The organism is Kitasatospora sp. NPDC048715, from assembly GCF_043198905.1.
Lineage (GTDB): Bacteria > Actinomycetota > Actinomycetes > Streptomycetales > Streptomycetaceae > Kitasatospora > Kitasatospora lactacystinica.
Genome location: NZ_JBICVH010000019.1, coordinates 138,752 through 164,006, shown reverse-complemented (window position 1 = coordinate 164,006; position 25,255 = coordinate 138,752). Strand labels below are relative to the sequence as shown.

Annotated in this window: 25 protein-coding genes; 4 read left to right on the top strand and 21 right to left on the bottom strand. The window is 73.9% G+C overall.

Annotation, left to right across the window (positions count from 1 at the left end; genetic code table 11):
- Positions 1 to 114: 114 nt before the first annotated feature.
- The 7 genes from ACGFSC_RS31980 to ACGFSC_RS31950 form a co-directional block, all read right to left on the bottom strand.
- On the bottom strand, positions 115 to 915 hold the full coding sequence (locus tag ACGFSC_RS31980) for a metal-dependent hydrolase (protein ID WP_359898295.1): 801 nt from the start codon (positions 913 to 915) through the stop codon (positions 115 to 117).
- 186 nt (positions 916 to 1,101) lie between these two features.
- A complete protein-coding gene (locus tag ACGFSC_RS31975; RefSeq protein WP_359898296.1) occupies positions 1,102 to 1,923 on the bottom strand; it encodes a lipase family protein in 822 nt (273 codons plus the stop codon).
- A gap of 322 nt (positions 1,924 to 2,245) precedes the next feature.
- A complete protein-coding gene (locus ACGFSC_RS31970) occupies positions 2,246 to 4,681 on the bottom strand; it encodes a tetratricopeptide repeat protein (RefSeq protein WP_359898297.1) in 2,436 nt (811 codons plus the stop codon).
- A 12-nt stretch (positions 4,682 to 4,693) separates the two neighbouring features.
- Positions 4,694 to 5,311, bottom strand: a complete 618-nt coding sequence (locus ACGFSC_RS31965; RefSeq protein WP_359898298.1) for a DUF6879 family protein — start codon at positions 5,309 to 5,311, stop codon at positions 4,694 to 4,696.
- On the bottom strand, positions 5,304 to 5,573 hold the full coding sequence (locus ACGFSC_RS31960) for a hypothetical protein (protein ID WP_359898299.1): 270 nt from the start codon (positions 5,571 to 5,573) through the stop codon (positions 5,304 to 5,306). The genes ACGFSC_RS31965 and ACGFSC_RS31960 overlap by 8 nt, the downstream gene beginning before the upstream one ends.
- Positions 5,574 to 6,001: 428 nt before the next feature.
- On the bottom strand, positions 6,002 to 6,658 hold the full coding sequence (locus tag ACGFSC_RS31955) for a response regulator transcription factor (RefSeq protein ID WP_359898300.1): 657 nt from the start codon (positions 6,656 to 6,658) through the stop codon (positions 6,002 to 6,004).
- Positions 6,622 to 8,034: a sensor histidine kinase gene (locus ACGFSC_RS31950; RefSeq protein WP_359898301.1), complete on the bottom strand. Its 1,413-nt coding sequence runs from the start codon at positions 8,032 to 8,034 to the stop codon at positions 6,622 to 6,624. Before ACGFSC_RS31950 ends, ACGFSC_RS31955 begins: the two co-directional genes overlap by 37 nt.
- A 530-nt stretch (positions 8,035 to 8,564) precedes the next feature.
- Between ACGFSC_RS31950 and ACGFSC_RS31945 the strand changes: the two genes are divergently transcribed.
- A complete protein-coding gene (locus ACGFSC_RS31945; protein WP_359898302.1) occupies positions 8,565 to 8,804 on the top strand; it encodes a hypothetical protein in 240 nt (79 codons plus the stop codon).
- 20 nt (positions 8,805 to 8,824) lie between these two features.
- On the opposite strand, the gene ACGFSC_RS31940 is transcribed toward ACGFSC_RS31945, so the two are convergent.
- Together ACGFSC_RS31940 and ACGFSC_RS31935 are read right to left on the bottom strand one after the other, a co-directional pair.
- Entirely contained in the window at positions 8,825 to 9,364 is a 540-nt protein-coding gene (locus tag ACGFSC_RS31940; RefSeq protein WP_359898303.1) for a hypothetical protein, read from the bottom strand.
- Positions 9,365 to 9,486: 122 nt separating this feature from the next.
- A complete protein-coding gene (locus ACGFSC_RS31935) occupies positions 9,487 to 10,065 on the bottom strand; it encodes a restriction endonuclease (protein WP_359898304.1) in 579 nt (192 codons plus the stop codon).
- 460 nt (positions 10,066 to 10,525) lie between these two features.
- Here ACGFSC_RS31935 and ACGFSC_RS31930 point away from each other — a divergent pair, with 460 nt between their 5' ends.
- Positions 10,526 to 10,936, top strand: a complete 411-nt coding sequence (locus tag ACGFSC_RS31930) for a hypothetical protein (RefSeq protein ID WP_359898305.1) — start codon at positions 10,526 to 10,528, stop codon at positions 10,934 to 10,936.
- Between the two features lie 72 nt (positions 10,937 to 11,008).
- Here the strand turns inward: ACGFSC_RS31930 and ACGFSC_RS31925 are convergent, their stop codons facing one another.
- The 9 genes from ACGFSC_RS31925 to ACGFSC_RS31885 form a co-directional block, all read right to left on the bottom strand.
- Positions 11,009 to 11,449: an SRPBCC family protein gene (locus ACGFSC_RS31925; RefSeq protein WP_359898306.1), complete on the bottom strand. Its 441-nt coding sequence runs from the start codon at positions 11,447 to 11,449 to the stop codon at positions 11,009 to 11,011.
- 171 nt (positions 11,450 to 11,620) lie between these two features.
- Positions 11,621 to 12,532, bottom strand: coding sequence for a DUF5133 domain-containing protein (locus tag ACGFSC_RS31920; RefSeq protein WP_359898307.1), 912 nt, complete (start codon positions 12,530 to 12,532; stop codon positions 11,621 to 11,623).
- 142 nt (positions 12,533 to 12,674) lie between these two features.
- Positions 12,675 to 12,995: a hypothetical protein gene (locus ACGFSC_RS31915; RefSeq protein ID WP_359898308.1), complete on the bottom strand. Its 321-nt coding sequence runs from the start codon at positions 12,993 to 12,995 to the stop codon at positions 12,675 to 12,677.
- A 158-nt stretch (positions 12,996 to 13,153) separates the two neighbouring features.
- Positions 13,154 to 14,089: a SigB/SigF/SigG family RNA polymerase sigma factor gene (locus ACGFSC_RS31910; RefSeq protein ID WP_392864316.1), complete on the bottom strand. Its 936-nt coding sequence runs from the start codon at positions 14,087 to 14,089 to the stop codon at positions 13,154 to 13,156.
- Between the two features lie 333 nt (positions 14,090 to 14,422).
- Positions 14,423 to 16,114 (bottom strand): multicopper oxidase family protein, encoded by a 1,692-nt coding sequence (locus tag ACGFSC_RS31905; protein WP_359898310.1) that lies wholly within the window; start codon positions 16,112 to 16,114, stop codon positions 14,423 to 14,425.
- A gap of 83 nt (positions 16,115 to 16,197) precedes the next feature.
- Entirely contained in the window at positions 16,198 to 17,406 is a 1,209-nt protein-coding gene (locus tag ACGFSC_RS31900; RefSeq protein ID WP_359898311.1) for a sn-glycerol-3-phosphate ABC transporter ATP-binding protein UgpC, read from the bottom strand.
- Between the two features lie 99 nt (positions 17,407 to 17,505).
- Positions 17,506 to 18,339, bottom strand: a complete 834-nt coding sequence (locus ACGFSC_RS31895) for a carbohydrate ABC transporter permease (RefSeq protein WP_359898312.1) — start codon at positions 18,337 to 18,339, stop codon at positions 17,506 to 17,508.
- A complete protein-coding gene (locus ACGFSC_RS31890; protein ID WP_359898313.1) occupies positions 18,336 to 19,268 on the bottom strand; it encodes a sugar ABC transporter permease in 933 nt (310 codons plus the stop codon). Before ACGFSC_RS31890 ends, ACGFSC_RS31895 begins: the two co-directional genes overlap by 4 nt.
- Positions 19,265 to 20,542: an ABC transporter substrate-binding protein gene (locus ACGFSC_RS31885; RefSeq protein WP_359898314.1), complete on the bottom strand. Its 1,278-nt coding sequence runs from the start codon at positions 20,540 to 20,542 to the stop codon at positions 19,265 to 19,267. Before ACGFSC_RS31885 ends, ACGFSC_RS31890 begins: the two co-directional genes overlap by 4 nt.
- Before the next feature lie 210 nt (positions 20,543 to 20,752).
- Here ACGFSC_RS31885 and ACGFSC_RS31880 point away from each other — a divergent pair, with 210 nt between their 5' ends.
- Positions 20,753 to 21,601, top strand: coding sequence for a universal stress protein (locus tag ACGFSC_RS31880; RefSeq protein ID WP_359898315.1), 849 nt, complete (start codon positions 20,753 to 20,755; stop codon positions 21,599 to 21,601).
- Positions 21,602 to 21,637: 36 nt separating this feature from the next.
- Positions 21,638 to 22,201, top strand: a complete 564-nt coding sequence (locus tag ACGFSC_RS31875) for a YbaK/EbsC family protein (protein ID WP_359898316.1) — start codon at positions 21,638 to 21,640, stop codon at positions 22,199 to 22,201.
- Between the two features lie 57 nt (positions 22,202 to 22,258).
- Here the strand turns inward: ACGFSC_RS31875 and ACGFSC_RS31870 are convergent, their stop codons facing one another.
- From ACGFSC_RS31870 to ACGFSC_RS31860, 3 genes are read right to left on the bottom strand one after another with little or no spacing between them, the layout of a single operon-like run.
- Entirely contained in the window at positions 22,259 to 23,110 is an 852-nt protein-coding gene (locus tag ACGFSC_RS31870; protein WP_359898317.1) for an ABC transporter ATP-binding protein, read from the bottom strand.
- Positions 23,107 to 24,228 carry an iron ABC transporter permease gene (locus tag ACGFSC_RS31865; protein WP_359898318.1) on the bottom strand — a complete coding sequence of 374 codons (1,122 nt, stop codon included), beginning with the start codon at positions 24,226 to 24,228 and terminating at the stop codon, positions 23,107 to 23,109. The genes ACGFSC_RS31870 and ACGFSC_RS31865 overlap by 4 nt, the downstream gene beginning before the upstream one ends.
- The gene (locus tag ACGFSC_RS31860) at positions 24,225 to 25,223 is read right to left on the bottom strand and encodes an iron ABC transporter permease (protein ID WP_359898319.1); all 999 of its coding nucleotides are present in this window, start codon (positions 25,221 to 25,223) and stop codon (positions 24,225 to 24,227) included. Before ACGFSC_RS31860 ends, ACGFSC_RS31865 begins: the two co-directional genes overlap by 4 nt.
- Between the last annotated feature and the right edge of the window lie 32 nt (positions 25,224 to 25,255).

Here is a 25,255-nt window from a genome sequence, read left to right as displayed (position 1 = left end):
CGGCTGCGAGAAGTACCGGACGCGCCCTCGGCGCCGGAGGCCGAGCCTCCCGAGCAACCATGCCTACCCGGCCGACGGCGCCCCGACTCTCACCCGGCCGGACGACCGTCGGCCTCAGCCGTTGCCGAAGAAGCCGAGCGCCCCCGCCGCGCAGACCCCGCCGGCCCCCATGAACACCGGGGTCAGCACCTTCAGCTCCACCCAGCTGCCGGCCCGGAACCGCATGCCCTTCGGCGGCCCGATCGGGTACCAGCGCCGGCGCCCGATCGGGATCGGCCACAGCACCGGGCAGCCCGAGACGGTCAGCGCGTCACCCAGGCAGTGCACCAGCGCGCCGAGCGCGATCGGCAGCCCGATCCACAGGTACTGCTGCCCCGGCTCCTCGAACAGCCACTGCGAGCCGTTGCCGGGCTTGTCGAGGACCTCCGCGAGCATCCACGCGCTGGCCGCCCCCAGCAGCCACACCAGGACGTCACTGGAGACCCGGGCCTGCCGCCACAGCAGACCCTCGATCGCCAGCACCATGTGCACGAACAGCACCACCAGCACACCCCAGCGGCCGCCGAACACGGCCACCGCCGCGGCGCCCGCCCCGCACAGCACCGCCCAGAGCCAGGTGTGCGTCAGCGTCCGGTGCCCGCCCGAGCGCCTCGGGTCGCCCTTGCCCCGGGTGGCCTTGTACACCGCGTACGAGAGGTTGTCGATCACCTCGCACAGCGCCCGGGACACCGGCCCGAACGCCCGGGATATCGTCGCCGCCTTGTGGTCCAGGTCCGGCGCCAGCGCCGCCCCCGCGCAGATCAGCGCCCCCGCGAGCAGGACCGGCCAGGGCATCGGCTCCCCCATCCCGGCCGCCACCGCGCCCACCCCCAGCCATGCGGCCGCACCCGACAGCGAATGCGCCGGTCCCATCATGTCCGTACACCACCGATCCTCATCAGCTCGGCCCTCACCGCGAGGACCTGACGTCACGGCAGCCTATCCGTCCAAGATCACCGACCCCGCCCCTCGCCCCGGCCCGCCCCTCCCCTTCCTTCCCCCCGATCCGGCCGGGCGGGCCCCACCCGCTCCGCCCCGCCGGACCCTCCGGCGCCCCGCGGATCAGGCCAGGGCCTTCTCCAGCGCGGCGAGGTAGCTGCGCATCATGTGGTCGCGGATGCCCTCGCCGTCCGGCGAGAACGCCGCCGCGCCCAGGCCCTTGGCCCGGTCGGTCAGCCCGGGGACCAGCCCGACCTTCTCCGTGACGCGGCCCGAGGAGTCGATGTGGCGCAGCGCCTCGACATGGGTGAAGGCGGGCTCCGGCGGCAGCTCCGGGACGATGTCGTTGCCGTGCACGAAACGGTAGGTGCGCCCCCGCAGGCCCTTGTCGTACGCGGCGGCGAGCAGCCGGTCGCAGGTCCGGGGCTGGCCGAAGGTGTAGACGCCGTCGGCCGCCAGGCTCGGGTCCTCCAGGTCGAGCCGGGCCGCGACGAGCATGGCGAGGGCGCCGCCGAGGCTGTGGCCGGTGAACCAGACCGTCTGATCGTCGGTCCGCAGATCGGAGACGGCCTTGGCGACGTCCGGGTAGATCGATTCGAGGGCCTCGGCGAAACCGTAGTGGACATAGCCCGTCCGGGCGGGGCCGGGCCAGGGCGGGGTGGTGGCGTCGGTGAGCCAGTCACGGATCTGCGCGGGTTCGGTACCGCGGAACGCGGTGACGATCATGTCGTCGCCGGCCATGGTGTACGCCTGGGTGTCCTGGAGCGGGAACGGCGGGGTGAAGCGCGTCTGGTGGTGACGCACGGCGTCGAAGCCCCAGGCGTGGGCCTGCTCCTCGATCGCGGCCTCGTCCTTGTAGGCGAGTTCCGCGGCCTTCGCCAGCCAGTAGGCGTGCGGGAGGCTGTAGCCGGTGGCCTGCTGGTCGAAGTCGGTGGGTACGGCCATGGGGGGCACTCCTGTCGGGTCGTCGGACGGAACGGCGGATCGGCCCCCAGGCCCCGACCGGCATCCGCCGCCGGGTGCGCACCGCAGCGCCCTGGTGACCAGGAGTGACGCTACCCCGCACACAGTTCGTGAGCGACCGGGCCACACCCCCGCCCCATCCGCCGGGCGCCCGCAGCACCACACCCGCCCAGACCAAGCCCGCCCCGCCCCGCCAAGCACCGGCACAGGGAACCCGCGCTCCCGCGCCCGGATCACCCGCCGAGGCAGCGGCCACGGCAGCGGCCACTGCCGCCGATCCCCCCGCCGCCCACCGCAGTCGCCGTCAGTCCGCTTCCACCGACCGCGCGATCCGCTCCCGCGCCGCGACCGCCCGCGCGTCCTCGTACCCGTCCAGCAGCGCGAGCGCCTGCGTCCGGTGGCGCCGCGCCGCTTCCCCGTCGTCGGCGAGCACGGTCGCCGCCAGAGCGTCGAGGGCCAGTGCCTCGTGCCAGGGGTCGCCGAGTTCGTGGTGGGTGGTGGCGGCCCGGCGGAGGAAGGCGGCGGCCTCGGTGTGACGGTCGAGGTGGCGGTAGGTCTCGCCCGTGCCCTGCCAGGCGAGGGCTTCGCGGCTGCGGTCACCGAGGCGGCGATGGAGGACGGCGGCGCGCTGGTAGGAGTCGAGGGCGTCGGCGGGTTGGCCGTCGGCCCGTTGGGCGTCGCCGAGGGTGAGGAGCCAGAAACCCTCCAGGCGGTGGTCACGGAGGTTCAGGGCGATGTCCAGTGCCGCGTGTGCCGAGGCGAGTGCACCGGCCGGGTCGCCGTCCTCGCGTTGGATGTCGCTCAACAGGCGCAGGGCGTTTCCCTCGCCGCGCTGGTTCTTCAGTGCGCGGTGGGCGGTCAGTGCCTGGCCGACGGCGGCCGCGGCCTCGGGGAGGCGTCCGGCGCGACAGTGGGTGCTGGCGAGGTTGGAGAGTGCGGTGCCCTCCCAGTGGGCCTCGCCCAACTGCCGGAAGGCGGCAAGCGCCTGCTCGAAGTGCCGGGCGGCGTCGTCCAGTTGCCGGCTGTGCAGGTGGACCAGTCCCAGCAGGTTGAGCGAGTGTGCCTCGTTGAGCCGGTCGCCGAGTTCACGCCAGAGCGCCAGGGCACTGCGGTGGCACTCCAGGCTGTCGCCGAGGGAGTTGACCCGGGTGTACGCCATGCCGAGGTCGGTGAGCAGCACGGCGCGGGCCGTGTCGTCGGAGAGGCGTTCGGCGGCTGCCAGCCCGAGCCGGCCCGCCACCGGCCAGTCCGCGCCGGGGGCCGAGGGGGCCTGGGCGTTCCAGAGGACCGCGGCCAGCTGCCAGGTCCGCCGGTCCTCGCCTGCCGCGGAGGCGGTGTGGACGACCTGGAGGAGGTTGGCGCGTTCGCGTTCGGCCCAGTCCACGGCGGCGTTGTAGTCGGCGAAGACCGTCGGCCGGACTCCGTCCGCCGCCTGGTCGAGCGGCAGCCGGGCTTCGGCCGGCCGCAGCCACTGCTGGGCGGCGTCGGCGGTGTGCAGGTACCAGTCGAGTACCCGCCGCAGTGCGGCCCGGCGCTGTGCGGGGGCTTCCTCCTGCTGGGCCTGGTCGGTGGCGTAGGCGCGCAGGAGGTCGTGGAACTGGTAGCGGTCGGGTGCGCCCTGTTCCACGAGGTGGGCGCCGACGAGGGAGTCGAGGAGCTGTCGGGTGCGATTGGGGGTGAGGTGGGCGAGGGCGGCCGCGGCGTGGAGCCCGAAGTCGGGGCCGGGATGGAGCCCGAGGAGCCGGAACAGGCGGGCGACCTGCTCGGGCAGGGCCCGGTAGGACCAGGCGAAGACCGTACGGACGGCGTCGACGTCCTCGTCGTCGCCCACGCTGAGGGCGTCCCAGAGCGCGGATTCGTCGCGGAGGTCGTCGATCAGGTCGTCCAGACCCATGTGGGGCAGGCTGGCCGCGCGTTCGGCCGCGATCCGCAGGGCCAACGGCAGTTGGGCGCAGAGACGGGCCAGTTCGGCGAGCTTCGCGGGGTCGTCCTCGGGCCTGTGCCCGGCGGTGACGGCACGCAGCAGGGCGACGGCCTCCGCCTCGGGCAGGGTCCCCAGGGTGAGCCGACGGGCGCCGTCGCGTACGGCGAGGCCGGACAGACGGCTGCGGCTGGTGACCAGCACGAGGCTTCCGGCGCTGCCGGGCAGGAGTGGCCGGACCTGGTGCGCGCTGGCCGCGTTGTCGAGGACGACCAGGAGACGGCGCTCGGCGAGGAGCGAGCGGTAGAGGGCGGCGGCCGCGTCGGGGTCGGACGGAACGGACTGGGCAGCGACGCCGAGGGAGATCAGGAAACGGTGGAGCGCCTCCTGGGCGGTGACGGGCCGGCCCGGATCGTAGCCGCGGAGGTTGACGTACAACTGGCCGTCGGGGAACCGATGCCGGGCCTGGTGGGCCCAGTGCAGGGCGAGTGCGGTCTTCCCGGCACCGGCGGTCCCGGCGATCACGACGACCGCGGCGGACGTGGTGCCGGCGGAAGCGACGGCATCGGGCGGGTTCCGGTCCTCGCCGGTCAGGGCGGAGTCCAGCTGGTGAAGCTCGTCCGTACGGTTCACGAAACCGCGTACGTCCGCAGGCAGTTGGCGGGGAGTCGGGGCGGCACTCGACCGGTCGGGCCGGCCGTGGAAGTGGATGCCTCCGCTGACGTCCCTGGCCTGGACGACGTCCTGGGCCGAGGACCCGGACACGGTGGAACGCGTGCTTCCCGGGCCGTCGATGCTCCCGCCGTGCTGCTCTGCCACTGCGCTCCGTTCCTATGCGGGTGGGAGGAGGTGTGCCACCTCACGATCGAAGTACACCAGGACGTCTTCGCCCGCCCGGTGGAGATCCGTGATGTAGCTCTCCCACCGGCGGACGAGATCGGGGTCGGTGTATCTGATCGCCCCGACGGGAATTCCTGTTTCCGAATACCGGACCTGATAGAGCGTACGACCACCGAGAATGACGATTTCCGGCAGCTGCCCGGATTCCTCGGAAGCGGCCAGCGTCATGGCGTCGACGATATGGATTCGCTCGCCGCATTCGGCCCTGATCCGCAACGAGTGCAGCTCCCACCGCAGGTACGGCGTCAGCGGCATCTCGACCACCCGCACCCGGTGAAAGCAGGACTGGCGCTCCTCGTCCTCCCGGCCGATCTCGCGCAGCGCCTCGCGTCGGCCTTCCAGGAGGTGCAGCGCCTCGCCCCAGTCGCCTCGACGGGCGGCCTCCCAACTCGGGCTGCCCTGCTCCTCGAAGTGCTGGCGCCGCTCCAGCTTCCAGGAGTCCCGGCCTCGCACCAGCGCGTCCCGCTCGCGGAAGTCGCGCTTGTAGTCGTCCCGGGCGAGAACCTCTCCCCACTCGGCCCTCAGCTCGGGAGCCCGCCGATCAGGCATCCGCGATGTCCGCTTTTGCCGTGCTGAGCATGACGCCCGGAATGACGACGAGCCGCTCACCCGGCCCCAGGGCAACGTCCTCGGGAAGTCGGTCACGGTAGTTGTCGGTGAGGTCCCGGCCGATCACGGCGATGTCACCGTTCGAGAGCTGCCAGATGTCCGGGCATTCGTCCCGGTCCTCGGACGTCCCGAGCTCCTTCGCTGACTTTCCCAGACGCTTCGCCAGAAAAGCGGAAGGATCGGCTTCCCATCCACGAGCCATGCCCGCCCCCTATCGATATTGCTTTCGGCGCAGAACCGCGGGTTTGGTCACCCTACACCTGACGGTGAGCCAGGGGAATATTTAGTACATTCGCTATGTACTTCTAAATGATCACCATCGCAGCACATCGGCACCATTTGCGGCGGTATTCATCCACCCGGGGCGGGAGAAGCGGTCCGCCGCGCATATGCCACTGGCTCATGGACTGCGGCAAATTCTCCTTGGGGAGTCAACAGTTCGTTGCAGCACTGGAGTTCACACACCAACACGCCCAGCCATGCAAGAGATGCCCACCCACCCCATCAGGCCAGGTCGCGGGAGGAACCCTCCCACACCCACGGGGGCCGGCCGGCTCCCGGGGTGACGTCGATCTCGGGGACACCGCGTTCCCCGCACCCACGAGGACCAGCTGGTCGCTGTCCTTGGCCTCAGGGCGTGCGTGTTCCGTTGAGGTAGGCGAGGACGGCGAGGACGCGGCGGTTGTCGTCGTCGGAGGCGCCGAGGTCGAGCTTCGCGAAGATGTTGGAGGTGTGCTTGCTGACCGCGCCCTCGCTGAAGTGCAGCCGTTGGGCGATGGCGGCGTTGGAGCGGCCCTCGGCCATCATCGCGAGGACGTCGCGTTCGCGCGGGGTGAGGAGGGCGAGGGGCTGGTCGTAGGCGTTGCGGGCGAGGAGGCGGGAGATGACCTGGGGGTCCATGACGGTGCCGCCGGCGGCGACGGTGTGGACGGCGTCGACGAACTGGTCGGCCTTGGAGACCCGGTCCTTGAGGAGGTAGCCGACGCCGCCGGTGCCGTCGGCGATCAGTTCCCGGGCGTAGAGCTGTTCGACGTGCTGGGAGAGGACGAGGACCGGCAGGCCGGGCCGTTCGCGGCGGGCGGCGAGCGCGACCTGGAGGCCCTCGTCGGTGTAGGTGGGGGGCAGGCGGACGTCGACCACCGCGATGTCGGGGCGGTGGTCGGCGATCGCGGCGGCCAGTTCGGGTCCGCTCTCCACCGCGGCGACGATCTCGTGCCCGTGGGCACCGAGCAGCAGGGAGAGGCCGTCCCTCAGCAGGACGAGGTCCTCGGCGAGGACAACACGCACGGTAGCTCCATGATCAGCCTGGTCGGACCCCCCGGGGGGCTGGTCAGCGTGAGCGTACCGTCGAACGGGGCGAGCCTGCGCCGGATGCCCTTCAGGCCGCTGCCGCCGTCCGGGTCGGCGCCGCCGCGGCCGTCGTCGGTGACCTCGGCGCGGAGCAGTCCGGCGGCGTGGGTGAGGTGCACGGCGGCGTGCCGGGCGTCGCCGTGCTTGACGGCGTTGGTGAGCGCCTCGCTGACCGCGAAGTAGACCGCCGACTCCACCGGCGCCTCGGCCCGTCCGGGCAGTTCGGTCCGCACCTCGACCTTCAGCGGGACGTCCAGGGCCAGCGCCCGCACGCCTTCGGCGAGTCCGCGTTCGGCGAGGACCGGCGGGTGGATGCCGCGCACCAGGTCGCGCAGTTCCTGGAGCGCCTGGGTGACGTTCTCCTGGGCGTCGGTCACCACCCGCTTGGCCTGCTCCGGATCACGGTCGATCAGTGCCGCCGCCGCGCCCAGGCGCAGGCTCACCGCGACCAGCCGGGCCTGCGCGCCGTCGTGCAGATCCCGTTCGATCCGGCGCAGTTCGGCGGCCTGGGCCTCGGTGGCGTCCAGCCGGATCTCGGTGAGCTGCTCGACCCGCCGGGCGAGCCGGGAGCGTTCGGTGGGCCCGAGCAGGGTGCCGGTCCACCGGCCGTGCAGGCGCAGCGCGGGGCGGGCGAGGGCGAGCCCGGCGACGATCGGTACGGGCCCGAGGAGGCCGAGGAGCAGTGCGGGCAGACCGCCGAACGGCAGGTCGTACGGCAGCGGCGCCTGGACGATCCCGTACAGGCCGGTGCCGACCAGCAGCACGGGTGCGGCCGCGACGGCGCCGCCGACCAGCGGGTCGGCGATCAGCCACAGGGCGTCGCGCCAGGTCGCCGGGTCGGTCCAGAGCCAGCGGACGCGCAGGGCCAGGCCCGCGAGCCAGCGGTTCCTGTGGTAGTCGTGGCCGGTCCAGTACCAGCCGTGGAGCGTGCGTTCCAGGGCCGGGCGCGGCCGGTACGGCGGCGGCACGGGCACCCCTGACCAGTGGCCGGCCGCCCACCGGGCCGCCTCGGCGGCGGAGCGGACCATCCGGGTGGCGGCCGGGAAGAGCGGGAAGATCCCGAGGCAGCCCCAGAGCAGGAAGGACAGCAGGAAGACCGTCGTCAGCGCCGCCCCGACGGGTATCAGCAGTGTCAGGACGGCGAGCCACCCGAGTGCCCGGGCGGCGGCGCGCAGCTCGCGGGCCGCGGCGCCCGGCTCGCGGACGGCGTCGGCCCAGGCGCGGACGGCGTCGGCCCGTTCGCGGGCGTCGCCACCGGGCGGGCGTGCGTCGCCGCCCGGCTCGCGGGCGGCTGGGGTCTGCGGGCTGCTCACGAGTCCTCCGGTCGGGTTCGGTGGTGCGGGTCGTTCATGATCGCAGTCGTCCGCCCGGGCAGCCGCGCCCGCGTCCGGACCCGAGCTCGGCCCCGCATCCGGCTCCGCATCCGCCCCGGTGTCGAACGCTGCTGACCGCGGGTCAGCCGGTGGAACGACCCGCGCGGCAGGGGCAGCTCGCCCCCGTCGACGGCCACCACCGAGCCGAACCGCTTGCGCAGCCCCGACAGCCGCAGTGCCGGGGCCCTCTGCCCCGCACCCGCCGCTTCCCGCACCTCGTCCTCCCCGCGTCGTCACGGCCGCCCAGGGCGTCGGGCGGCACGCGATCAACGCTAGGGACGGCGGGACGACGGCAGAATCCACCTGCACCCCCGCCGGGGGTGGGGCTGGACCCACCCCGCCCCGATGCCTCCACCGCGGGCGGGGGCGCGCCCGGGACGCGCGGAGGGTGGCACAGTGACGGGCTTCCCACCACACACTCCTTCCCCCCGGGCCACAATGGTGAGCCCCAGCACCACCAGGAGGACGTCGTGAGCGACCGGATCCCGTGCGACCGGCAGGGCCAGTGGCGCAAGCAGCGAGGCCTCGGCTCCCGCGGTCCCACCAGGGTGCCCGCCCACCCGCCGATGCCATTGCCGATGCCGTTGCCGGACGGGATCGCGGCTCCTGAGGAATCCGAGCAGCGGCCGTCGGGCAAGGGAACCGGCAGGCTCGGCGAGCCACCCCCGGACGGCCCGACCCCGACCCCGCCCGCCGACCCGCCGCGGTAGCCCGGGCCGCGCACCAGGTGTTACGCGGCCTCGAACTTGACCATCGCGTCGCCGGCCGCGGCGGCCGCGGCGAAGAAGTCCCTCAGCCTGCGGAGGTCGGCGGTCAGAGCGCCGGCCCACGCCTGGGACCACGGGGTGGCGAACCCGAGGGACACGACCTCGGCCGCCACCGCGGTGTCCACGGTCCTCACCAACCCGTCGACGCCCACCGCGTCCAGGAAGCCCGATGCCGTCCGGACCTCATCGGGCCGGAGCACCCACACCTTGATCTCGGTGAACTCGTCGTCACAGTCGGGATCCCCCTCGACGACCACCCGTTCCTCACCACCGAACACCGGCAGTCGGGCTGCCGGGGAGTCCGGGCCCGAGCTGCCGGCCGCCTTCGTCAGCGCGACGTCCATCAGGTACCCGTTGCGCTCCACGCCCAGCACCGCACCGGCCTCGTCCAGCGGCCCGAAGTCGTCGTCGAACCAGCCGGGCACCAGGGCACGGAGCTCCCTCGGCGACAGTTCGTCCAGAACCGCTCCGTCCACCCGCCGCCAGAAGAAGTCCACGCTCATGCCCCGCCCCTTGTCCTGTTCTCTGCGCCAGGTTAGGCGGGCCCTCCGACAGCCGCCGTCGTGGACGACCGGGCGCGGCCCGGGAGCCCGGGCCTACGGGCGCCGGCCGCGGAAGCCGTGGCTCAGGCCCACGGCGGCCTGCCCCGCCCGTCCGCCCACAGGGCGAGCGCCCGCTGGTCGACGGCGCGGATGCCGACCTGGGTGCAGAACGCGGCGGCGGCCTTGGTGAACGAGCCGGTCGTCACCACGGCGGCCAAGTCGCAGTGGTGGACGTCGCGGTAGGTGCCGTTGACCTTCTGGACGTCCTGGGAGCCGACGGAGGTCCGCGGCCCGTACCGCTTGGCCTGGATGAGGATCCGCTGCCCGGCCGGGGTGGTGGCCAGGACGTCCGCCGCGAGGTCGCCGGCCCCGCCGACCACCTTCACCTTCGCGCAGCCGTCCCGGCGGCACAGGTCCGCCAGCGCGTGCTCGAAGGCCTTCGGGGTCATCGCCAAGAACGGCCCGATGTGCCGCAGTTGGGCGGTCCGCGCATCCAACTCCCGCCGCCGGGCCCGCACTCGCGAGCGCAGCACGGCGACACCCGCACCCGCGCCGGCCACCAGCAGCACGGCGACCAGCACGAGGTGCTGGGCAAGCCAGCGGACCACCAGCGAGGCCAGAACGACCGCGACCACCCCCAGCAGCGGCGCGTTCCGCTTCATCCACCGCACCCGGCGGGCGGTCATCGACCGACGTCGCCGGACAGGACTACGGGCCACGGCACTCCCCCTCACGCCACGGTATGCGGACGAGCGTAGAAGCAGCCGTGCCGGTACGCCCGCGATCCGGGCGAACTCCGGTGGCCGGACGGCCGAGTTGACCGAATCCCGGCAACCGACGGCCGAACCCCCGCCGCCCCGGCCTCCCGCGCGTGCGGGCAAGGGCGCTCTCCGACCTGCGGCGCAGTACAGCCTTTGCCATTTCTTGACTATGCTGCGGTGCCGAGGCTGCCGGGTCGGACGGTGCCATGAGGCGTGCCCATCATGCCCATCGCGCCCGTCGCGCCTGTCATGCGTCGTGCCCGTCGTGCCACGCGTCCGGTGGCGAGGGGCAGCCGCGGACCTCCGCTTCGGCCCGCCGCACTGGATGTCGCCGCGTCAACCCCCTGGAAGGCTCAACACCATGACCCGTCTCTCCTGGCTGTCGCGGGCTGCGGCGACCGTGCTGCTCGTCCTGGAGTCGGTGGCGGTGGTGCTGTACTTCGGCATCGCGGTGCCGCTGCTCTACAACGGCATCGGGTTCGAGGACGAGGTGGCGCCGAGGTCGAAGGTGGTGCCGCACCTGCTGGCGCTCGGGGGGTACACGATGGCCGGGATCAACGGGTTGGCGGTGCGCGAGCTCTGGCGTCTGCGGCCCGGTGACGGCAGGGTCCTCGTCGTGGCGATGGCCGGGGTGCAGGTGCTGCTGCTGGGGTATGCGGCGCTGTCGGGCAACTACCTGTTCGCGATCTTCGCGGCGCCGGTGCTGCTGTTGCTGGGGGCGATGGCCGTCTCCGAGTACCGGAGCGGTGCCCGCCGGGCCGCCACGGGGTGACGGGGCCGGCCCGGGGCTTCCGCCGGGCCGGCGGCACCGTCCGGACGGGCAGCGCAGCGAGCCGCGGCCGGCTCAGCCCGGGCCGCTCGGCCCCCGTCCGCGTGCTTCGGCGTACTCCTTGAAGCGTCTCAGGTCCCCCTTCACCCGGTGGTCGACCGCGGCCCTGGCCTCGCCGGCCTTCTCCCCCGGCCGCTCGGGCCGGAGGTCGACGGCGAGGGTGACCCGGGTGTGGCCCGGGTCGAGCCGCCGGAAGGTCACCTTCTCCTTCCGGTCCGTCTCGCCGTCCACGGCCCGCCAGGCGATCAGTTCCTCGGGCTCCTGGTCGACGATCTCGGTGTCGTATTCGCGGGCGACGCCGTCGATGCTGGTGCGCCAGTGGATGTGGCGGTCGTCCAGCCGGGTCACCGAGTCGACGCCCTCCATGAAGCGTGGGAACTCCTCGAACTGCGTCCACTGGTTGTAGGCGGTGTGCAGGGGCACGGCCACGTCCACGGATTCCTTCACCGTGCTCATGAGGACCTCCTCGTAGGCTGCGGCCGGGGCCTTCCCGCCCGTCTGTGCACCTGCCCGTCCGGCACCGGCGCAACCATCCCGCGTCCCGCCACCGTCCCGGCGGTCGGGTCCGACCCGGACCGGCCCGGACCAACCGACCCGGACCAACCGGACCGGCCCGACCGGCCCGCCTCAGGGCGCGGAGCGCGGCCCGTCGCCCTCGGCCAGGTGCCGGGTCACGGTGTCGAGGTCCGTGCCCAGCCGCTGGGCGGCGCCGACGAGCAGGCTCAGCGCGGTGTGCGGGGTCACGTCGAACCGTTCGGCGGTGATGCCGATGGCGAGGCCGGTGGCGTGCCGCCGGTCCAGCAGGTCGGCGACCGCCCTGGACAGGGCGAAGCGGTCGAGGGCGGCCGACGCCTGGAGGGCGAGCACCTCCACCAGGCCGAGGGCCGGGGTGCCCGGCTCGACCGGGGTGCGCAGGTAGGCGCTGAACACGGTGCAGCCGTGCGGGTGGGTGCGCAGGTGGGCGCCGGCCACGGCCCGTACGCCGCAGCGCCGGGCCCGGTCGGCGAACCGGTCCGACCGGCCGGGGTCCAGCCGGACCACGACCTGTCCTTCGCCCTGGCGGCGGAGCCGGGGCAGCGGGCCCGCTTCCGAGCCGCCCTGCGCGCGTTCGAGGGCGAGCAGGTAGGAGGGGGTCGCCGCGAAGGTCTCGACCGAGCCGTCGTCGTGCCAGGTGCTGACGGCGGCGCCCACGCAGTCCGGGACCGTGACCCGGGTCAGCTGCACCACGTCGTGCAGGCTCTGGAGGGGCCCGGACCGGACCCGTTCGTGGGCCGCGAGTTCGCCGAGTTCGGCCAGGAGCGCCGCGCGGGCCCGGTCGTTCGCCGGTGCCCCGGCCGCCGCCGTGGCGACGTCGGCCGGGCCTTGGCGTGCCAGCAGCAGGCGGGCCCTGGCGACCGCGCGGACCGCGTCGGCCTCCCCGGTGTAGATGCCGATCGTGTAGCAGACGTCGCGCAGCCGCTGCCCGGCCTCCGGCGAGCTCGACGGGGACAGGGCCTCGTACTCCGCGACCAGCCGGCCGAGCGCAGCGACATCCACCATGGGCATGAGCACCTCCGTGTGTTTACGGAAAGTATGCGCCGATCACGCAGCGAAACCGCGCTGTCGGTCGCCTCACCCCGGTGGTCGGCCCGCCGACGGCCGCTGACACCCGCCGGAGGCCGTCAGCGGACGTCGGGGGCCGTCAGCGGACGTCGGGGGCCGTCGAGGGTGTCCGGCCGTCGGCACAGGCGCGGAGCACCGCGAAGGCGGTCGCCAGTGTCAGGGCCCAGCAGCCCGCGAGGCCCCAGAGGAAGGGGGTCTTCGACGCCCCCAGTCCGGCGGCCAGGAGTCCCAGCGACAGCAGGGCGAGCCCGAGGACGGTCCGCGGCCGCAGGCCTCGCACCAGGTCCCAGGCCCGGCCGCGCAGGCCGAGCCGGACGGCGCGCAGCCACGGTTCCGGGGCGCGGTCGCGGCGCGGCGGCCTTCCGGTTCCGCGCGGTCGCGCCCGCTCGTGTCCGCCCATGGTGTCCGCCTCCTCGCCGCGCCGTCCCCCGTGGTCCCGCACCGGGTACCCCGGATGCGCGATCGCTAACGCCCCGGCCCCGGCCGCCGCCCGACCGCCCGGCGGCCCGGCGGCCCGACGACAGACCCGAGGCTGCCCCGCAGCGGCCACCCGCCGTCTCAGCCGACGCCCTCGGCCGCTCCGCCGGCTCCGTCGGCCCAGCCGGGGGCGTCGCGGTCCTCCAGTTCCTCGCGCAGCCGGGCCAGGGTGGCGCTGAGCAGTCGGGAGACGTGCATCTGGGAGACGCCGATCCGCTCAGCGATCCGGGACTGGGTCCAGCCGTTCCAGAAGCGGAGTTCGAGGACGGTCTGCTCGCGTACGGGCAGCCGGGCCAGCAGGGGGCGCACCGCGATGCGGAAGTCGGCGAGTTCGATGCCGGGGTCGCAGCCGCCGAGGTGGTCGAGCAGGGCGCTGCCGCTCTCGTCGGTGTCCTGGTCGCGCAGGGCGTCCAGGGAGTTGGGGCGGTAGACGCGGCCCGCCATCAGTCCCTCGGTGGCCTGTTCGACGGTGAGGTCCAGGTCCTCGGCGATCTCCTCGGGGCGGGGCAGTCGGCCGAGTTCCTGTTCGAGGCGGTCCGAGCCGCGGGCGACGCAGAGGTAGAGCTCCTGCGTGCCGCGCGGGACCCGTACCGGCCAGGAGGTGTCGCGGAAGAACCGTTTGATCTCGCCGGTGATGGTGGGGATCGCGTAGGTGAGGAATTCGACGCCGCGCTGCGGGTCGTAGCCGTCGACGGCCTTGATCAGGCCGATCGTGCCGACCTGGAGGATGTCGTCCATGTCCTCGGCGCGGTGGCGGAAGCGGGCCGCGATGAAGCGCACCAGCGGCATGTTGAGCTCGATGATCGTGCCGCGCACGTAGCTGTAGGCGTGGGTCTCGCGGGCCAGCCCGGCCAGCCGTCCGAACAGGGCGTCGCTCAGTTCGCGGGCCTCGGACTTGCCCATCCGGCGCAGTTCGGCCGCCGTCGGTCTTCGCGGCAGGTCGGGGGGCAGGCCCTCGGGCGGGGCCTCCCGGTCGGTCGTTTCCAGGTGGATGGACACGTGATCACTCCTGGGCATCGGGGTGAACGCCCGGCGACGCGTGCGGATCCGCACCTCGTGCGTCGCGGACCTCTTCCCCAGGACCCGTGCCCGGTCTCTTCGAGCGCGGTCCCGGCGGCACCGTCCACGGTGCCGAGCGGCCGGAACGGTCACGGCCGCTGCATCAGTCTTCCTACCCCGGGGAGACGTTTCCGAACTCACGTTCCGGGTGTTCTCCCGCCCGTCTTCCGGGCGGTCACGCAACGGCACGACCCGCGCGGGCGGTCGGGCACGCCTCCCGACCGGTGTCCGCGCTGGTGGTCGGGCGTGCCGCCTCCCGACCGCCGTCCGCCCGGCCGGGAGGCGGCACGCTCAGTGGTCGAGCGGGCGGGGCCGTCCCGGCCAGGCGGGCCGGCCCGGCTCCCGGGGCAGCCGCGGCTGGACGTAGTCGACCAGCTGCATCATGCCGAGGTCCTCGTGCTGGAGCTGGTGGCAGTGCAGGACGGTGCGGCCGGTGAAGTCCTCGTACTTGACCAGGAGGGTGACGGTGTCGCCCGGCTTGCCGCCGAGCAGGTCGACGGTGTCCTGCCAGACCGGCGGGTCGAGCCGTCGGCCGTTGCGGTGGGTGACGAGGACGTGGTTGGTGTGCAGGTGGAAGGGGTGGTGGAAGGCCGGCATGGAGTCGTCGGTGTGCAGGGTCCAGCGTTCGACGGTGCCGAGTTCCAGGGTGTGGTTGACGAACTCGGGGTCGAACAGGCCGTAGGCGGGGTCGCGGGTGAGGTCGCCGCCGGGGTCGGCCGCGGGGGTGGGGTGGCTGCCGAGGACGCGGTAGGCGTTGGGGAACGGCGGGTCGAAGACCTTCGCGTCGACGTGGAAGACCACCTCGCGGTCGCCGCCCGGGTCGGCGAGGTCCTTCTCGTCGAGGAAGGGTTTGCCCTGCGGCAGCGTGGTCGGCAGTTCCATCGGCGGCCGGACGGCCTCCCCCGCCACCTCGATCGTCATCAGCGGCACGGGCACGCCCTTGGCCCGCAGTTCGTACGTCCCGGCCTCGCCGCCCCGGACCAGCACGTCGGCGCGGTTGCCCACGGCCAGGGACACCGTCTCGGCGGCGACCGGCGCGGGGAAGGTCACGCCGTCCATCGCGATCTGATGCATCGTCAGTTTCCGCTCCCCGGAGGTGACCTGGAGCGAGAGGGTGGTGAAGGCGGTCGCCGCGACCAGGCGCCAGCGCTGGACCTCGCCGGGGCGCAGCACGAGGGTGGGGTTGACCGCGCCGTTGACGGTGAAGGTGGGCGGGACGGCGGCCAGGGCGTCGCCGGAGGTGAACTCGGGGACCTTTCCGTCCTTGAGCCGGAGTTCGTTGACGCAGACGACCAGGTCGGCGGCGGCCTTGATCTGCGGCACCTCGTCGACGTCGCCCTCGACGATGATGACCCCGGCCATCCCGCCGGCGATCTGTTCGGCGGTGGCGCCGTGCGCGTGGGGGTGGTACCAGTAGGTCCCCGCCGGGTGGCCGGGCGGGATCTCGACGGTGGTCAGGTACCGCGGCTCGGGGGCGCCGGCCGCGGCCTCGTCGGCGCTGCGCGGCGGGAATTCGCGCAGGACGTTGTCGGCGTTCCCGGAGGGCGAGACGTGCAGGCCGTGGGTGTGCAGGTTGAAGCTGTTCGCGCGGTGCGGCCGGTTGTGCCCGCCGTGGTGCGGCGGATTCGGCGGGTTCGGCGGGTTCGGCGGCAGGCCGTTGACCTGGGTCAGCCAGAGCGTGTCCCCGGCGCGCACCCGCAGGGTGGGCCCCGGGATGGTGCCGTTGTAGGTGCGCGTGGTGACCGTCCCGTAGCCCGGGACGGCGGTGTCCGTGAACCGGACGTCGAGCGCCTGGTCGAGCACCGCCCTCGACCCGTCGGAGGCGGACCGGGAGCTGCGGACGGCCGGCTGCGGGAAGGGGGTCGCGGCCGTCGCGGCCGTCGCGGGCCCGACGAGGATCCCGTCGGAGCCCGCCACGAGGACGGCGACTGCGGGAACGGCCTTGAGTACCGATCGTCGACTGATTCCGACAATTTCTCTCATAGCCGGGCAATCTAGGTCGACTTCCGCGGGCCCCCGGTCAGGCACACCGCGCGCCTGCCGGGGGTTGGGCCTTCCGTGCCACGCTACGAACGCTCCGGATGGGTCAGGTTGGCCCCGTCGCGGGGGTCGAAGACGTGGATGCGCGACGTGTCCACCCACAGCTCCAGCGGGCCGCCCTCGGCGGCGCGGGTGGCCGGGTTCAGCCGGGCCACCACGCGGTGCTCCTGCATGCCGGTGTCGGCCCGGCCCGAGTCGGCGGCGAGTTCGGCCAGTTCGGCAAGTCCACCGAGGCCGGCGAGGCCCTCGGTCGCCGCCGGTCCGCCCGCCTCCGCGAAGTGGACGTAGACGTCCGAGCCGACCGACTCCCGGACCTCGACGGTCACGGTGACGGTGACCCCTCCGGTGTGCCCCTCGGCCAGGGCGGCGTCCTCGAAGTCCTCGGGGCGGATGCCGACGATCAGTTCGCGCGGCGCGTCCGCGCGCTCCAGGGCGCGCCGGGTGCGGTCGTCCAGCGGCAGGTCGCCCAGCGAGGTGCGCAGGACGCCCCGCTCCAGCGCGGCGCCGAGGAAGTTCATCCCGGGCGAGCCGATGAACCCGGCGACGAAGAGGTTCACCGGCTCGTCGTACAGCTGCTGCGGCGAGCCGACCTGCTGGACGACCCCGGAACGCATCACCACCACCCGGTCGCCGAGCGTCATCGCCTCGACCTGGTCGTGGGTGACGTAGACGGTGGTGGTGCCCAGCCGGCGCTGGAGGGCGGCGATCTGGGTGCGCATCTGCACCCGGAGCTTGGCGTCCAGGTTGGACAGCGGCTCGTCCATCAGGAAGACCTTGGGGTCGCGGACGATCGCCCGGCCCATCGCGACCCGCTGGCGCTGCCCGCCGGAGAGGTTGGCGGGCTTGCGGTCGAGGTGCCGGGTGAGGTCCAGGATGCGGGCGGCCTCCTCGACCTTGGCGGCGATGGTCGGCTTGTCGACCTTGGCCAGGCGCAGCGCGAAGCCCATGTTGTCGCGCACGCTCATGTGCGGGTAGAGGGCGTAGCTCTGGAAGACCATCGCGATGTCCCGGTCCTTGGGCGCGCGGTCGTTGACCACCTCCCCGGCGATCCTCAGGGTGCCCTCGGTGATGTCCTCCAGCCCGGCGATCATGTTGAGCGTGGTGGACTTGCCGCAGCCGGAGGGGCCGACCAGGATCACGAACTCGCCGTCGGCGATGGTGAGGTCGACGTCGCGGACGGCGAGGGCGCCGTCCGGGTAGCGCTTGGTGATGCCGTCGAGGACGATCTCGGCCACGATCCGCCTTCCTGGTCCGCCGGGTGGGGCGGGCTCAACCTCGGGAACTCGACAAAGGGACTCGATGCGGGAACTGGATGCGGAAGCTCGATGGGGGTCTCAGCCCTTGACCGCGCCGGCGGTGAGCCCGGCGACGATGCGGCGCTGGAACAGCAGCACGAAGACCACGATCGGGATCGTGATGATCACGGCGGCGGCCGCGATCGAGCCGGTCGGCTGCTCGAACTGGGAGCTCCCGGTGAAGAAGGCGATCGCCGCCGGAACCGTCCGGGCCGAGGTGGTGGAGGTCAGCGAGATCGCGAACAGGAAGTCGTTCCAGCAGAAGATGAAGACCAGGATGCCGGTGGTGAACACGCCGGGTGCCGCCAGCGGCGCGATGACCAGCCGGAACGCCTGCCACGGCGTGGCGCCGTCCACCTTGGCCGCCTTCTCCAGGTCCCAGGGGATCTCCCGGAAGAACGCCGAGAGCGTGTAGATCGCCAGCGGCAGCGAGAAGGTCATGTACGGGATGATCAGCCCGGCCCAGGTGTCGAACAGCCCGAGTGCCCGCTCGATGTCGAACAGCGGCGACACCAGCGAGATCGGCGGGAACATCGCGATCAGCAGCGACACCCCGATGAGCAGCCGCTTGCCGGGGAAGCGCAGCCGGGCCACCGCGTACGCGGCCATGGTGCCGAGCACGACGGCGATGGTGGTGGCGATCACCGCGATGCCGATCGAGTTGATCAGGGCGCGGGTGAACTCGGAGGTCTGGAAGATGCCGCGGTAGTTGGCCAGGGTCCACTGGCGGGGCACGAAGGCGCCGTCGGAGAGGGTGCTCGGCTCCTTGAAGGAGAGCGCCACGATCCACCACACCGGGAAGAGCGCGTAGAGCACGACCACCAGGTTGGCGATGCCCCAGCCGGTCAGGGTCCGGGTGTGCCGGCCGCTCATCGGTGCTCCGGTTCCGCGCCGGGCGCGGCCGCGCCGAACAGCTTGACGAAGACCAGCGCGATGAGGGCCACGCAGACGAAGATCAGCACCGAGATCGCCGAGCCGATGCCCAGGTTGAGCGCGGTGAAGAGGTTGTCGTAGCCGAGGATCGACACCGAGCCGGTGCCGTTGGAACCGCCGGTCAGCACGTAGATGTTGTCGAAGATCCGGAAGGCGTCCAGGGTGCGGAAGAGCAGGGCGACCAGGATCGCCGGCTTCATCAGCGGCAGGATCACCAGTCGCAGCCGCTGCCCGAAGCTCGCGCCGTCGACCATCGCCGCCCGGACCGTCTCGTCCGGGACGAGGGCCAGGCCGGCGAGCAGCAGCAGCGCCATGAACGGGGTGGTCTTCCACACCTCCGCGAGGATGATCAGACCGACGGCCGGCCACTGCTCCGTCAGCGGGGCGCTGCCCTCCGGCAGCAGGGCGGCCAGGTAGCCGGTGCCCGGGGTCCAGGCGTACTGCCAGGAGTAGGCCGCCACCACGGTGACGATCCCGTACGGCACCAGCACCGCGGTGCGCACCGTGCCGCGCCCGAAGAGCGTCCGGTGCATCACCAGCGCGAGCGCCAGGCCGAGCACCAGCTCGACCGCCACCGACACCACGGTGATCAGCACCGTGACGCCGAGCGCCTGCCACCAGAACGGCGAGGTCAGCACCGCGCCGTAGTTGGCGAGCCCGATCCAGTGCGCCTGCTCGGGGAAGCGCAGGTCGTAGCGCTGCAGGGACAGGTAGACGGCGTAGCCGATCGGGTAGGCGGTGACGCCGAGCATCACGATCACCGCGGGGGCGCACAGCAGCAGGCCCAGCCGGCGTTCCTGGCGGGCCCCGCGCGAGGGCCCGGCCGGTTGCGGTGCGGCCGCGGCGGCGGTCTCGGTGGACGGTGTCACGGGATCAGCCCCTTCGAGCCGAGGGCGTCCTGGATCTGCCCGCGGAGGTCGGCCACGTCCTTCTCCGGGTGGATGCCGGCGGGCGGGGAGAGGGTGTGCGAGATGGCGATGGAGACGTTCTGGTAGGCCGGGGTCTGCGGGCGCACGCTGGCGGAGTCGAGGGCGGCCAGCACGTCGGCGGCGAACGGGTAGCTGGCGGTGAGCTCGGCCGTCTCGTACAGGCTGCGCAGCGAGGGCGGCAGGCCGCCCTTCAGCGCGTTGGTGAGCTGGTTGTCCCGGTCGCGCAGGCAGAGGGTGGCCTCGGCGGCGAGGTCGGGGTGCCGGCTGTACGCGCCCACCGCGAGGTCGATCCCGCCGATGGTCACGCTGGCGGGGCGGTCGGCGCTCACCGCGGGGTACGGGGCCCAGCGGAAGTGCGGGAACAGCTCCGGCCGGTTGGCCTTCATCGAGGGGTAGACGAAGGGGTAGTTGAGTTCGAAGGCGGCCGTCCCGGACTCCATCGCGAGCCGGTTCTGGTCCTCCATCTGGTTCGGCAGCGAGGGGTCGGCGGCCACCGACGTCGCCAGGTCGTGCATCACCCCGGCGGCCATGACGGCGGGCGCCCCGAGCGAGGGCGCCTGCGCGTCGGGGGTGAGGATCGTGCCGCCCGCGCTGGTGACCAGCGTGTTGAACCAGACCGTCAGCCCCTCGTACTGGGCGCCCTGGATCTCCACGAAGTGCGGCTTGCCCTCGGCGGCCAGCTGCTGCGCCCGGGAGAGCATCTCCGCCCAGGTCCCGGGCGGGGTCGGCACCAGGTCGTCGCGGTACCAGAGCAGCTGGGTGTTGGAGTTGTACGGCACGGCGTACAGCCGGTCCCGCCAGGTCGCGGTCCGCACGGCCGCGTCGAGGGTGTCGGCGGTGGCCCGCGCGCGCATCTCCCCGGTCCACTCGCGGATCCAGCCGGCCTCGGCGAACTCGGCGGGCCAGGTGACGTCCAGGCCCAGGACGTCCACCTCGGTGTCGTGCGCCGCCATCCGGCGCACCAGCTGCTGGCGCTGGCCGTCGGCGCCGCGGGGCAGCTTGTTGTAGCGGATCGTGTAGCGGCCGCCGGACTGCTGCCCGCAGCGGTCGGCGGCCTGCTGGAGGGCGCCCGAGTCGTCCGGGAAGTTGTACCAGTTCAGGGTGACCGGGCCGCCGCTCCCGCCACCCCCGCAGCCCACCAGGGCGGAGGCGAGCACGGCCAGTCCGGCGGCGGCGCTCGCCCACCGCGAGCGGAACGTGGGGACCCTCGGCATCGTTCTCCCGCGCTGGGACGGACCGGTCCGGCCGACCCTAGCCGGGCTCCCCCGGCCCGCCCCGGCCTGCCGGGCCGCCGGGCCGGGCGACCAGCCGGACGGCGGAACCGGGCCCCGGGCTCCCGGGAGGCGCCGGTCCGGGTCGGCACGGATACTGGCCGCACCGAAACCTCCGGAGGCTGGGACCGCACCGGAACCGAGGAGCACGCCGTGACCGGACCCGTCGTCGTCGGATTCGACGGCTCACCCGAGAGCCTGGCCGCCGCCGCCTGGGCCGCCCGCGAGGCGCAGCGCCGCGGCCTGCGCCTGGACGTCCTCCAGGCCTGGCCCCGGCCGAAGCAGATCGCCCCCGGGAGCAGACCCGGCGACCACCCCGCGCTGGCACAACTCGCCGAACGGGAGAGCGAGTTGCGCACCCTCGCGCCGACGGTGGAGGTCGCCGCCACCTCGGTGGCCGCCGATCCCGTCGAGGCGCTGGAGGCGGCCGCGCACGGGGCCGCCCTGCTGGTGCTCGGCTCGCGCGGGCTGGGCACCCTGCGCGGCTTCCTGGTCGGTTCGGTGAGCCAGGAGGTGCTGCGCCGGGCGGACTGCCCGGTGGTGCTGGTCCGGGCCGGCGGGGACGAACCGGACGGACCGGTGACGGTCGGCCTGGACCTGGCGCACCCGGCGGACGAGGTGCTGGCCTTCGCCTTCGAGGCCGCCGCCCTGCGCTCGGCGTCGCTGCGCGTCCTCCACGTCTGGTCCCCGCCGGCCGGCAGCGAGTACATGTCCTACGGGGCGATCGGTGGCCTGGAGGGCGAGGTCTCCGCCGTCGAGCGCAGCGGGCTCGACGGGGCCCTGGACCCCTGGCGGGCCCGGCACCCGGAGGTGACGGTGACCACCGACCTGATCCGCGGCAAGCCCGCCGTCGACCTGGTGGACGCCGCCGCGACGGCCCGGCTGCTGGTCGTCGGCCGCCGCGTCCGGCGGATGCCGCTGCGCCACCACCACCTCGGCCCGGTGGCGCACGCCGCGATCCACCACGTGCACTGCCCGGTCGCGGTCGTCCCGTACGGCTGACCGGGAGCCGGCCCGGGCGCGCTACAGTCCGGTGCCATGAGTGAGTCCGTACGCCCGCCCTTCGGGAACTTCGCCTCCGCCGTGGCCGCGCTGGAGGCCGGCGCGGAGCTCGCCGCGCCCGTCGCCGACGCGCTGAAGAACTGGGACGACCAGGAGGCCGCCGCCTCGGTGCTCTACGTGGACAGCGATCCGCTGAAGGCGGACACCGCCGTGTTCTGCGCGGCCTACGACACCCCGCCGGAGCTCTCGGCGAACTGTGTGGTGGTGGCCGCCAAGCGCGCCGGGGAGGTGACCCTGGCCGCGTGCCTGGCCCTGGCCACCACCCGGGTGGACGTGAACAGGGCGGTGCGCACCCACCTGGGGGCGCGCAAGGCGTCCTTCGCGCCGATGGACACCGCGGTCGAGCTGACCGGCATGGAGTACGGCGGGATCACCCCCGTCGGCCTGCCCGGCGACTGGCCGCTGCTGATCGACGAGGCGGTGGCCGCGGCCCCGTACGTGCTGGTCGGCAGCGGGCGGCGGCGGGGCAAGCTCATCCTGCCCGGGTGGGCGCTGGCGAAGCTGCCGGGCGCCCGGGTGCTGCCGGGTCTGGCCGGCTGACCGGCCCGGCAGCGCCCGGGCCCGGGGCCGGCGGGGCCGGAGCCGGCGGGCCCGGGGTCAGCGGGTCCGGGGGGCGAGACCGACCGGGCAGACCACCGGGGTGCCGTGCACCGGGTCGGTGAGGATCACGCTCTCCACCCCGTACAGCTCGCGCACCAGCTCCGGGGTGACGATGTCGCGCGGCGCGCCCTGGGCGGCCACCTCGCCGTCGCGCATGGCCACCATGTGGTCGGCGTAGCGGCAGGCGGTGCTGAGGTCGTGCAGGACGAGGACGACGGTGCGGCCGCGCCCGGTCGTCAGGCCGCGCACCATCTCCAGCACCTCCAGGGCGTGGCCCATGTCCAGCGCCGAGGTGGGTTCGTCGAGCATCAGGATGTCGGTGTCCTGGGCGACGGCCATGGCGATCCAGGCGCGCTGGCGCTGGCCGCCGGAGAGGGTGTCCAGCGGGCGGTCGGCCAGCTCGTGCAGGTCGGCGGCGGTGAGCGCGTGCTCGACCGCCTCGGCGTCGGCGGCGGACCACTGCCGCAGCAGGCCCTGGTGCGGCTGGCGGCCGTAGCGGACCAGGTCACGGACGGTCAGCCCGTCCGGGGCGGTGGCGGACTGCGGCAGCAGGCCGATGATCCGGGCGATCGCGCGGGTGGACAGCGAGGTCAGCGGCTTGCCGTCGAGCAGCACGGCGCCGGAGCGCGGGGCGATGGTCCGGGCGAGGCCGCCGAGCAGGGTGGACTTGCCGCAGCCGTTCGGGCCGACGATGACGGTGACCTGCTGCCGCGGCAGTTCGAGGTCGAGCCCGCGGACCACGACGGTGCGGTCGTGGCCGAGGCTGAGCGCGCTGGTCGCCAGCCGGGGCGCTCCGGCAGCAATCCCATCGGTCGCGGCGGGCACGGCGGTCGCGGTACGGGCGGTCATGCGGTCCTCCGGGGACGGGTGGTGAGCAGCAGCCAGAGCAGGTACGGGCCGCCCACGACGGCGGTGACCAGGCCGGCCGGGACCTCGATCGGCGACAGGACGGTGCGGCCGAGCAGGTCGGCGAGCAGGGTGAAGGCGGCTCCGGCGGCGGCCGAGGTGAGCACCGGGACGCAGCGCGGTCCGGCGATCCGGCGGGCCGCCTCGGGCGCGGCGAGCGCGATCATGCCGAGCGGTCCGGCGACGGCCACCGCCAGGCCCGCGCAGACCACGGCGACCACCAGGACGCCGACCCGCAGGCCGCGCACCCGGACGCCCAGCCCGGTGGCGACGGCGTCGGAGAAGCGCAGCAGCGACAGCCGGCGGCCGAGCAGCACCGCGGCGGGCAGGCAGACCAGCAGGCCGAGTTGGAGGAGGCCGACGGCGTCGGCGTCCCGGCTGTTGAGGGTGCCGACCGTCCAGGCGTACGCGGAGTTGGCGGCGTCGATGGCGGCGCGGGAGAGCATCAGGTTGGTCACCGCGCCGAAGACCGCGCCGATGCCGAGGCCGACGACCAGGAAGCGGTAGCCGTTGCGGCCGGCCCCGCCACCGAGGGCGAAGGCGAGCGAGGCGGCGGTGGCGGCGCCCACCAGGGCGGCGGCGGAGGGCAGCAGCTGGGTGGCGACGCCGGTGACGGAGGCGACGGCGAAGGCGGTGGCGCCCTCGTTGAAGCCGACGGTGTCCGGGGTGGCCAGCCGGTTCTGGGCGAGGGTCTGCATCAGGCAGCCCGCGACGCCGAGGGCGGCACCGACGGCCAGTGCGGCCTCGGCGCGGGGCAGCCGCAGCTTCTCCACCAGCAGCACGTCGCGTGCGGTGCCGTCACCGAAGGCGGCGCGCAGGGCGGTCACCGGGTCGAGGTTCGTCTCACCGACGGCCAGGCAGACGGCGGTCACCGCGACCACGACGAGCAGCAGGGCGGCGCCGCCGAGCAGCGGCCGGACCGGGACGAGCACCGAGCGGCCGCCGAGGGCGAGCAGCCGGGTGCCGGGCGGGGTCGGCAGCCGGGTCGCGGCCGGGGGCGTGCCGGGGCTCGCGGCGTTCTTCGCGGCGGCGGCTTTCGCGGTCTTCACGGTGGGGGTCACAGCGCGGGCATTCTGTGCGAGCGGACGACGGCGACCAGGACGGGGGCGCCGCACAGGGCGGTCATCACGCCGAGCGGCATCTCGTACGGGCGGGCCACCAGCCGGGAGGCCACGTCGGCGAGCAGCACGACGGCGGGCCCCAGCAGGGCGGAGACCACGAGCAGTCGGCGCAGGTCCGGGCCGACCAGGGCCCGGGCGGCGAAGGGCACCACCAGGCCGACGAAGGAGACCGGTCCGGCGATCGCGGTGGCGGCGCCGACCAGCAGGGCGACGGCGGTCACCGCGAGGGCGCGGGCCCGGCGGGGCTTGTGGCCGAGGCCGGTGGCGACGTCGTCGCCGAGGCTGAGCGCGGTCAGCGCCGGGCCGGAGAGCAGGGCCAGGACCAGACCGAGCAGCAGCACCGGCAGCACGGCCAGCAGTTGGTCGGTGCCGCGGCCGGCGACCGAGCCGATGGTCCAGAACCGGATCTCGTCGGCGGCCCGGGCGTCGGACAGCAGCAGGACGGAGGAGCCGGCGTTCATCAGTCCGCTCAGCGCCGCGCCGGCGAGCACCAGGCGGACGGGGTCGTCGCCGGCGCCGCGCAGCCGGGCCGCGCCGAGCGCCAGCAGGCAGCCGGCGGCGGCGCCCAGCACGGCGACGTACGGGCCGACGCTCGCGGCGCTGGCGCCGAGCACGATCGCGATCACCACGGCGAAGGAGGCGCCGGTGCTGACGCCGAGCAGGCCGGGCTCGGCCAGCGGGTTGCGGGCGGCGGCCTGCAGCACGGTGCCGGCCACGCCGAGCGCGAGCCCGACCGCGAGGGCCACGGCGGTCCGCGGGACGCGCAGGTGGAAGACGGTGAACCGGGAGTCGGAGTCGCCGTCACCGAGCAGGGTGGCGAACGCCCGTGACGGCCCCACGTCTCCCGCGCCGAGCAGCAGGCTCGCCAGCACGGCGAGCAGCAGTATCGCGCCGGCGGGCAGCAGTCCGCGCAGCAGGAGTGATCGGAATGTCACACCGGGCCTCCCCGTCAGGGCCTTACGTATGG